At 71.8% G+C, this 8173-nt stretch carries 9 protein-coding genes; 5 read left to right on the top strand and 4 right to left on the bottom strand.

The annotated features are described in order from the left end of the window. Positions 1-293 (bottom strand): hypothetical protein (locus JAO81_RS43215; RefSeq protein WP_374194422.1); only part of this gene is annotated, 293 nt, incomplete at its 3' end. Positions 294-381: 88 nt separating this feature from the next. On the opposite strand from JAO81_RS43215, the gene JAO81_RS40560 reads away from it, so the two are divergent. Beyond that, a complete protein-coding gene (locus JAO81_RS40560) occupies positions 382-1935 on the top strand; it encodes an ABC transporter ATP-binding protein (RefSeq protein WP_199553026.1) in 1554 nt (517 codons plus the stop codon). Here JAO81_RS40560 and JAO81_RS40555 read toward each other — a convergent pair. Both JAO81_RS40555 and JAO81_RS40550 read right to left on the bottom strand, forming a co-directional pair. Beyond that, positions 1912-2520 (bottom strand): response regulator transcription factor, encoded by a 609-nt coding sequence (locus tag JAO81_RS40555; protein WP_199553025.1) that lies wholly within the window; start codon positions 2518-2520, stop codon positions 1912-1914. The two genes, JAO81_RS40560 and JAO81_RS40555, sit on opposite strands and share 24 nt — an antisense overlap. A gap of 340 nt (positions 2521-2860) precedes the next feature. Further along, positions 2861-3517 (bottom strand): TetR family transcriptional regulator, encoded by a 657-nt coding sequence (locus tag JAO81_RS40550; protein ID WP_199553024.1) that lies wholly within the window; start codon positions 3515-3517, stop codon positions 2861-2863. A gap of 220 nt (positions 3518-3737) precedes the next feature. Between JAO81_RS40550 and JAO81_RS40545 the strand changes: the two genes are divergently transcribed. The 3 genes from JAO81_RS40545 (at position 3738) to JAO81_RS40535 (ending at position 7031) form a co-directional block, all read left to right on the top strand. Continuing rightward, positions 3738-5120: a glycosyltransferase family 4 protein gene (locus JAO81_RS40545; RefSeq protein ID WP_307814209.1), complete on the top strand. Its 1383-nt coding sequence runs from the start codon at positions 3738-3740 to the stop codon at positions 5118-5120. Positions 5121-5193: 73 nt separating this feature from the next. Next, a complete protein-coding gene (locus tag JAO81_RS40540) occupies positions 5194-5964 on the top strand; it encodes a class I SAM-dependent methyltransferase (protein WP_199553023.1) in 771 nt (256 codons plus the stop codon). After that, on the top strand, positions 5961-7031 hold the full coding sequence (locus JAO81_RS40535; protein WP_199553022.1) for a prenyltransferase/squalene oxidase repeat-containing protein: 1071 nt from the start codon (positions 5961-5963) through the stop codon (positions 7029-7031). The genes JAO81_RS40540 and JAO81_RS40535 overlap by 4 nt, the downstream gene beginning before the upstream one ends. A 43-nt stretch (positions 7032-7074) precedes the next feature. Here JAO81_RS40535 and JAO81_RS40530 read toward each other — a convergent pair whose 3' ends face one another. Beyond that, the gene (locus tag JAO81_RS40530; protein WP_165336533.1) at positions 7075-7368 is read right to left on the bottom strand and encodes a hypothetical protein; all 294 of its coding nucleotides are present in this window, start codon (positions 7366-7368) and stop codon (positions 7075-7077) included. A gap of 204 nt (positions 7369-7572) precedes the next feature. On the opposite strand from JAO81_RS40530, the gene JAO81_RS40525 reads away from it, so the two are divergent. After that, positions 7573-8088, top strand: a complete 516-nt coding sequence (locus tag JAO81_RS40525) for a hypothetical protein (protein WP_165336536.1) — start codon at positions 7573-7575, stop codon at positions 8086-8088. Positions 8089-8173: the final 85 nt, after the last annotated feature.

The raw sequence follows: 8173 nt of genomic DNA, 5'->3' as shown, positions 1-8173 counted from the left end.
CCGTCCGGTCCTGAGCCGTCCGGTCCTGAGCCGTCCGGTCCTGAGCCGTCCGGTCCTGAGCCGTCCGGTCCTGAGCCGTCCGGTCCTGAGCCGTCCGGTCCTGAGCCGTCCGGTCCTGAGCCGTCCGGTCCTGAGCCGTCCGGTCCCGAGCCGTCCGGTCCTGAGCCGTCCGGTCCCGAGCCGTCCGGTCCCGAGCCGTCCGGTCCCGAGCCCTCCGCCCTCTCGGCCCTCGCCCCCTCAACCCCTGCCCCCGCCCCCTCCGCCGAGCCAATCCCCTCCAGGCGCACCGCCACCCCCCGACGCTCCCCTCAACCTTCCGCCGGCCTGCCCCGCGCAGCGGCCCGCTACCTGGCCGTCCACCCCCGAGACCTTGCCCTCCTTATGTTCTGGTCACTGCTCGAGGCCGGGCAGACGTGGCTGCTCGGGTACGCGCTGGCGCGAGCGTTGGACGACGGGTTTCTCGCGAGGGCCAACGGGACCGGACTCGGATGGCTCGCGGTGGCCGCCGGGTCCGTGGCTGTCGCCGCGTACGGGACCGGGCGGGTGTACCGGTGCGTCGCCGCCCTGGTCGAGCCCGCCCGTGACGCGCTCGTGCGCCGGGTCGTACGCCGCGCCCTCGACACCCCCGACGACGCCGCCGTCTCCCGGCTCACCCATCAGGTCGAGATCGCCCGGGACACCCTCGCCGGCCTGATCCTCGTGCTGCGTTCCTTCGTGTTCACCGCGATCGGCGCGCTCGTCGGCCTGTTCGTCCTCGCGCCGCAGCTGCTCCTCGTCGTGGCGCCCCCGCTGCTTGCCGGGCTCACCTTGTTCGCCGCGACCCTGCGCCCCCTCGCCCACCGCCAGGAGCGCTTCCTCGCCGCGGACGAAGCGGTCGCCGGTGAACTCGGCCGCGCGGTGGGCGGGTTGCGGGACATCCGCGCGGCCGGCGCCGAGCACCGGGTCGCCGCGGAGGCCGCCGTCCCCGTGGACGCCGAGCGCGCAGCCGCCGAGTCCGTGGCCCGCTGGGCCGGGGTCCGGGTGCTCTCGGTCTCCGTCGGCGGACGGCTGCCCATCCTGCTGCTCCTGGTCACCGCACCCTGGCTGCTCCGGCAGGGAGTGAGCCCGGGCGCCCTGGCCGGCGCCCTCGTCTACCTCACCCAGTCCCTGCTGCCCGCCCTGCAGAGCCTGATGGAAGGACTCGGCACCACCGGCTCCCGGCTCTTCGTCGTCCTGCGCCGCCTCCTCGCCGAGCCCGCAGGACCGCCGCCGGTACGGGTCGCGACGCCCCCGGACCCGTACGCCATCAGCCTGAGCCAGGTCACCTTCGCGTACGGGCCGCACGCCGAGCCCGTCCTGAAAGGGCTCGATCTCGACGTCCCCGCCGGCACGCACCTCGCGATCACCGGGCCGAGCGGCAGCGGCAAGTCGACGCTCACGGCGCTGATCGCGGGACTGCTCGCGCCCGGCGGGGGAGAGGTACGGGCCGTCGCCGACCGGGTGCTCGTGCCTCAGGAGGCGTATGTCTTCTCCGGGACCGTACGGGAGAACCTCACCTATCTGTGCCCGCGGCCGCCCAGTGACGCGGAGACCTTGGCGGCCGCCGAGCGGATCGGCGCGGCCGAACTCACCGACCGTATGGGCGGGTTGGACGCGACGGCCGACCCGGGGGCCCTCTCCGCGGGCGAGCGCCAGCTGCTCGCGCTGGTCCGCGCGTATCTGGCCCCCGGCCGCCTCATCCTCCTCGATGAGGCGGCGAGCGAACTCGACCCGGCCGCCGAACTCCGTGCCGAGCGCGCCTTTCGCCGGCGCCCGGACACCACCCTCGTGGTCGTCGCCCATCGCGCGGGCGCGGCCGCGCGAGCGGACCTCGTCCTCGAACTCGACGGCAGCAAGGCCGGGTTGACCCGTTCCGGCAATACCGGCCATCGCTCAGACCCAGCCCTCCCCCTGTGAGATCCGGATCGCGTCCACCCGGTTGCGGGCCCCCGTCTTCCGGGTGATCGCCGCCATGTAATTGCGGACCGTCCCACGGGACAGATGAAGGCTCAGGGCTATCTCCGCGATCGAGGCTCCGCGCGCCGCAAGCGAAAGGACGCTCAACTCCCGCTGTGTCAGCGGCATCTCCGCGGCCTTGAGAAAGCTGAAGCCCAGCGTCTCGTCGACGAACCGTTTCCCCGCGGTGACCTCACGGATCGCCCTGATCAGCTGATCAGGCGTGCTCGCCTTGTCCACATAGCCGGACGCCTGCGCCTCGGCCGCACGGCGCAGCAGACCGGGGCGCTCCGCACTGGCGAGCACCAGGAGCCGGCAGGTCGCAGGTCTGCCGGCCTGCTCGCACAGATCGGCCAGCGGCGCGATCCCGTACGAGTCCGAGCAGTCGAGATCCGCCACGCACACGTCGGGCCGCGCGGTACGCGCCCGCGCCGCGGCGCTCGGCCACGCTGTATGGACCACCTCCAAGTCGGGTTCGCGGTCGAGGCGTTCGGCAAGCACCGACCGCAGCAGACAGGTGTCGTGCACCAGAAGTACCCGGATCACGTTGTCGCCCCTCCAGCTCCCCGCACACCGGTTGCTTCCTGCAGAACCCGCGAGCAATCCCCCAGCGTGCGCCGCTTCGGGCGAGCCGGTGGGGGGTTTGCTCGCAGGCTCTCAGCGCGCAAACCATTGAACCGGCGCGGCCCCCGGTGCGGGGGCGGAGAACCGGCCAAGCGGGAGCACGGGGGCGCACACGCAGGATCGTGCGACCTGCTGTGCGACCGGCGCATGCGCAGTGCGGAACGGTCGCCGGATGTCCATGCGCCCGTCACCCCATGGCCGACGGGCGTGCTTTGCGCAGGCGACCGGGGAAGGTGTGCGGGAGCGGCACGGAACGTGCGGCTCAGAGCCCCTGTCGCGCCTTGCCCGCCCCGGCCGGACCCGCCGGCTCCTCTTCCATCGTCAGATCGATCAGCTTGCAGACCGTCTCGATATCGATTTTGACCTGGGCGATCGACGCCCGGCCCGAGAGCCAGGTGATGAGGGCCGAGTGCCAGGTGTGCTCGATGACCCGGACCGCCGAGAGCTGCTGCGGGGTGGGGTCGTCGAGGCCCATCGCGTCCAGGATGATCGCCGTCGTCAGACGGGAGACGGTGTCCACCTCGGGGCTCACCGAGCGGTCCGCGAAGGTCAGGGCACGGACCATCGCGTCGGCCAGGTGCGGCTCGCGCTGCATCGCGCGGAACGCGCGCATCAGGGTCTCCGCGACACGGTCGGCCGCCGTGTCACCGGCCGGCGGGCGCTTGCGGATCGTGCCGTGCATGTGCTGGAGCTGGTCCTGCATGGTCGCGACGAGCAGGTGCACCTTGGACGGGAAGTAGCGGTAGAGCGTGCCGAGGGCCACCTGCGACGACTCGGCGACCTCGCGCATCTGCACGGCGTCGAAGCCACCCCGGCTGGCCAGCTGCGCGCTCGCGTGCAGAATCCGGCGACGGCGCGCTTCCTGACGCTCTGTCAGGGCTGGAGTCGCCGGATCCGATTCCTTGGCTTCCGCTGTCATGTGTCCCGTTCCGCGTTCCATATCCGGCTGGGTGGGGGAGCCCCGAGGGGGCCACAGCATGGCAGGGGCTCAGTCGTGGCGCGAATCACCTGATCCAGGCCTTCCGGTCTGCTTACCTGCCGGTAAATTCGATGCTCTTCAAGCGATCAAGTCTGAAACTTGTTCTAGGTTAGCGTCCCGGCGTAATCTCGCGGGCAATGCAGTCAGAAGGGGGCCGTGAGTGACCGCTGAGGCCATGGAGGCGGGCCCCGCGGGCCCTGATGCGGCCATACGTACCGTCGGCGGCCGGCCAGGGGCCGGCGAGCGCGCGGACGGCGGCGAGCGGCCGCTGAGGATCGCGCTCCTCACGTACAAAGGGAACCCGTTCTGCGGCGGCCAGGGCGTTTACGTCCGCCATCTGTCGCGCGAGCTCGCCCGGCTCGGCCATGACGTCGAGGTCATCGGAGCGCAGCCGTATCCCGTGCTCGACCAGGTCGACAGCGGCTCCGGCCGCGTATCGCTGACCGAGCTGGCCTCGCTCGATCTCTACCGCTCGCCCGACCCCTTCCGCCGGCCGAAGCGCGACGAGTACCGCGACTGGATCGACGTCGTGGAGGTCGGCACGATGTTCACCGGCGGCTTCCCCGAACCGCTGACGTTCTCGCTGCGGGCCCGGCGTCATCTCGCCGCGCGGCGCGGGGACTTCGACGTCATCCACGACAACCAGACGCTCGGATACGGCCTGCTCGGCGGCCCGGGCGCGATCGGCGCCCCGCTCGTCACGACGATCCACCACCCGATCACCGTCGACCGGCAGCTGGAGCTCGACGCCGCAGAGGGCTGGCGCGAGCGGGCCGGCAAGCGCCGCTGGTACGGCTTCACGCGCATGCAGAAGCGGGTCGCACGGCGGCTGCCCTCCGTGCTCACCGTCTCCGGTACCTCGCGCGACGAGATCGCCGAGCATCTCGGGGTGCGCGGCGACCGTATCCACGTGGTGCACATCGGCGCCGACACGGAGCTCTTCTCGCCCGATCCGAGGGTGCCGGAGGTGCCCGGGCGGATCGTGACGACGTCCAGCGCGGACGTCCCGCTCAAGGGACTCGTGTACCTGGTCGAGGCGCTGGCCAAGGTGCGGACCGAGACACCGCACGCGCATCTCGTCGTCGTCGGCAAGCGGCCCGGGAGCGGCCCTGTCGCCAAGGCGATCGCGCGCTACGGGCTCGAGGACGCCGTCGAGTTCGTCAAGGGCATCACCGACGCCGAACTCGTCGACCTGGTGCGGTCGGCCCAAGTCGCCTGCGTGCCTTCGCTGTACGAGGGGTTCTCGCTGCCGGCCGCCGAGGCGATGGCCACGGCCACACCGCTGCTCGCCACGACCGGTGGCGCGATTCCCGAGGTCGCCGGGCGCGACGGCGAGACCTGCCTCGCCGTGCCCACCGGGGACGCCGGCGCCCTCGCCGTGGGCCTGTCCCGGCTGCTCGGCGACGCGGCGCTGCGGGCGCGGCTCGGTGCGGCGGGGCGCGAGCGGGTGCTCGCCAAGTTCACCTGGGCGCGGGCCGCCGAGGGCACGGTCGCCCGCTACCGCGAGGCCATCGCCGCGGCGCCGCAGCGGACGGCCCGATGACCCGCGTACCCCGCGTACTCCTGACAGCTACGCCCGCGATTCCAGCCGCACCCGACCACGAAGGCAGGCCCGAGTGCTGACCGTCGACTTCACCCGTTTCCCGCTCGCCGCAGGCGACCGCGTGCTCGATCTCGGCTGCGGGGCGGGGCGGCATGCCTTTGAGTGCTACCGGCGCGGTGCGCAGGTCGTGGCGCTCGACCAGAACGGGGAGGAGATCCGCGAGGTCGCCAAGTGGTTCGCGGCCATGAAGGAGGCAGGTGAGGCGCCCGAGGGCGCCACCGCCACCGCCATGGAGGGGAACGCGCTCCAACTCCCCTTCCCCGACGAGTCCTTCGACGTCGTGATCATCTCCGAGGTCATGGAGCACATCCCCGACGACAAGGGTGTGCTCGCCGAAATGGTGCGCGTGCTCAAGCCGGGCGGCCGGATCGCCGTGACCGTGCCGCGCTACGGACCCGAGAAGGTCTGCTGGGCGCTCAGCGACGAGTACCACGAGGTCGAGGGCGGCCATATCCGCATCTACAAGGCCGAGGAGCTGCTCGGCCGGATGCGCGAGGCCGGACTCAAGCCGTACGGGACCCACCACGCGCACGCCCTGCACTCGCCGTACTGGTGGCTCAAGTGCGCCTTCGGTGTCGACAACGACAAGGCGCTGCCGGTACGGGCGTACCACCAGCTCCTGGTCTGGGACATCATGAAGACGCGCGGCATCTCGACGCTGACGCGCGCCGCCGAACGGGCCCTCAACCCCGTGATCGGCAAGAGCTTCGTGGCGTACGCGACCAAGCCCCATCTGCCGAAGGCCGCAGTGGCCGAGACGGTGGACACGGCGGGCGCCAAGTGACGACTCCCCGGACGCAGCATCTCGTACTGCCCGGGGTCCTCACCGCCGAGCAGGCCGCGCACACCGTCGAAGGGATCCTCGCGTGCCAGCGCGAGGACGGCGCCATCCCGTGGTTCCGGGGCCACCACCTCGACCCGTGGGACCACACCGAGGCCGCGATGGCCCTGGACACGGCCGGTGAGCACGAGGCCGCCGAGCGCGCCTACGACTGGCTCGTGCGCACCCAGCGCGAGGACGGCTCCTGGTTCGCCGCCTATGCCGACGGGGACGCCGAGGCGCCCACGGACCGCGGGATCGAGTCCAACTTCTGCGCGTACATAGCCGTCGGCGTCTGGCACCACTACCTCGCCAGCGGCGACGACACCTTCCTCGACCGCATGTGGCCCGCCGTCTACGCGGCCGTCGAGTGCGTGCTCACGCTGCAGCAGCCCGGCGGGCAGATCGGCTGGAAGAGGGAAGAGGACGGCACCCCCGTCACGGACGCCCTGCTGACCGGATCGTCCTCCATCCACCAAGCCCTGCGCTGTGCGCTCGCCATCGCCGAGGAGCGCGAAGAGCCGCAGCCCGACTGGGAGTTGGCGGCCGGCGCGCTCGGTCATGCGATACGGCGCCACCCCGAGCGCTTCCTCGACAAGGACCGCTACTCCATGGACTGGTACTACCCGGTCCTCGGCGGCGCCCTGACGGGTGCGGACGCCAAGTCCCGTATGGAGGAAGGCTGGGAGCGTTTCGTCGTGCCCGGCTACGGGGTGCGGTGCGTGTCGCCCAACCCGTGGGTGACCGGCGGCGAATCCGCCGAACTCGCCCTCGCCCTATGGGTGATGGGGGAGTCGGACCGGGCGCTCGAGATCCTCAAGTCGATCCAGCATCTGCGCGACCCGGAGAGCGGTCTGTACTGGACCGGTTATGTCTACGAGGACAGCGCGATCTGGCCGCAGGAGCTCACGGCATGGACCGCGGGCGCGCTGCTGCTCGCGGTGGCGGCGCTCGGCGGCCACGAGGCGACCTGCGCGGTGTTCGGCGAGGACCGGCTGCCGGCGGGGCTCGAGCCGGACTGCTGCCGCTGACCGCTGGCGGGGGACAGGAGCCGGCGGCGGCAGTCGGGCGGCCTCAGTAGCGGCGCAGCCTGTTCGCGGCCAGGTGGCCGACGAACAGGTAGACGATCGCGGCGAGCCCGTAGCCGCAGACGACACGCGCCCAGGCCTCGTCGAAGGTGAACAGGTCGTGCGACCAGCCGGCGAGCCAGCGGGCGGCGTCCTGGACGAACTGCACGAGGTCGTTCGCACGGTTCGCGTCCAACAGATACATCAGGATCCACAGGCCGATGATCGCGGCCATGATGTCGGCGATCACCGCGATGACCGTGCCGGCGTGCCAACCCCTACCGTTGCGAGACATACGCATCGAGTGACCGGATCGCGGAGGTTGAAACTCCGGCGTATTCCGGGCCCGGCCCACGGACGGGCTCGCCCGAGTGGCGGTACGCCGGGACCCGGGTGAGGCTGCCTCAAAGGCCCGGTGACAAGCACCACCGCGGCCCACGCGATCCGTGGGAGGTCCACCGTGCTCACCGCAGGCTCAGCGAGCGGCCGTCCGCTCCTCGTCCGTATGGCCGTCGCCGTTCTCCTGTGCGGCGCCCTCCTCGCCGGCGCCACCGCCTGCGGGAGCAGCGACAACGACGCCGGGGCCGACCCGAGCAGCACCAGCACGGCCGAGCAGCAGAAGTTCGCCAAGACGCGGTTCGTGGCCAACGCGGGACTCGCCGCCGGGGCCGCGTATCAGTGGATCATCAAGCCCGCCCGTGACGGCAAGTTCAAGGCGGGCGCCGACGGCCGTAAGTTCACGATGGTCAAGGCCGGTCTGGCCGGGGCGTTCGCGTACAACAGGCTAAAGGCCGCGGCGAAGAACGCGGAGGGTGACCCGCTCCTTGCGAAGGCGGTCGCGCCGCTGACCGCGGGCATCGAGTCGCTCAAGGACCTGCCGGCGAAGCTCCGCAAGGGCGAAGGCGCGGACGACGCGGCCGGGATCTTCGACAACGTGATCAACTCGGTGAAGGACGCGGGCAAGGAGGCGGGGGCGCCGGTCGTCGACAAGGTGCCGTCGATGTCGCAGCTGGGCGGCTGAGCCGGGCGTAAGCCAACGGAAGGGCCGGGCATATCCGAACGCCCGGGCCTCAGGCGGTCAGCTCCGCAAGCCCCCGGTGCGTGTC

Origin of the sequence: Streptomyces sp. N35 (assembly GCF_016464295.1) — a bacterium.
Classification (GTDB): domain Bacteria; phylum Actinomycetota; class Actinomycetes; order Streptomycetales; family Streptomycetaceae; genus Streptomyces.
This window is presented reverse-complemented; position numbering and strand designations above follow the sequence as displayed.

Bases quoted from the DNA above. Each gene is read 5' to 3' on its own strand.
- JAO81_RS40560 (WP_199553026.1), top strand. From the start codon at position 382: ATGTTCTGGTCACTGCTCGAGGCCGGGCAGACGTGGCTGCTCGGGTAC.
- JAO81_RS40550 (WP_199553024.1), bottom strand. From the start codon at position 3,517: ATGACAGCGGAAGCCAAGGAATCGGATCCGGCGACTCCAGCCCTGACA.
- JAO81_RS40530 (WP_165336533.1), bottom strand. From the start codon at position 7,368: ATGCGTATGTCTCGCAACGGTAGGGGTTGGCACGCCGGCACGGTCATC.
- JAO81_RS40525 (WP_165336536.1), top strand. From the start codon at position 7,573: ATGGCCGTCGCCGTTCTCCTGTGCGGCGCCCTCCTCGCCGGCGCCACC.